Source organism: Achromobacter sp. GQ309, from assembly GCF_059759315.1.
The window spans coordinates 1-533 of sequence record NZ_JCAXDP010000018.1 but is presented as its reverse complement, the minus strand read 5'-3'; the positions used below and the strand labels follow the sequence as shown (position 1 = coordinate 533).

Sequence of the window (533 nt, the reverse complement as noted above, 5' to 3'; positions counted from 1 at the left end):
TGCATCGTGCACCTGATCCGCTCCAGCCTGGAATACGCCAGCTGGAAGGAGCGCCGGACGGTGGCTGCGGCGCTGAGGCCGATCTACACGGCGGCGACCGTGGAGGCAGCGCTGGCCGCGCTCGTGCAGTTCGAGCAAGGCCCTTGGGGCCAACGCTACGCGCCGATCGCAGACGCATGGCGCCGGGCCTGGGACCGTGTGATCCCGTTCTTTACGTTCCCACCGGCGATCCGCAAGGTGATTTACACCACCAATGCGATCGAGAGCATCAATGCCCAACTGCGCCGCGCGGTGAAAACGCGAGGTCACTTCCCAAGCGACGAAGCCGCCACCAAGCTACTGTGGCTGGTCTTGCGCAACATCACCGGGGCCTGGGGCAGCGCCACGCACGACTGGAAGGCCGCTATGAACCAGTTCGCCGTGATTTATGCAGAACGCTTCACTGACCCGTATCGCTGAGATAGCATCAATAAGCCTGATAGAACCAACTATCAGGCTTCTAACGCCTCAAACACAAAAATACTGACACTCCC

1 protein-coding gene is annotated in these 533 nt (G+C 61.2%); it reads left to right on the top strand.

Going from position 1 to position 533, the window contains the following annotated elements:
- Nucleotides 1-459 (top strand): transposase (locus AC6CIE_RS27790; RefSeq protein ID WP_498094968.1); only part of this gene is annotated, 459 nt, incomplete at its 5' end.
- Between the last annotated feature and the right edge of the window lie 74 nt (nucleotides 460-533).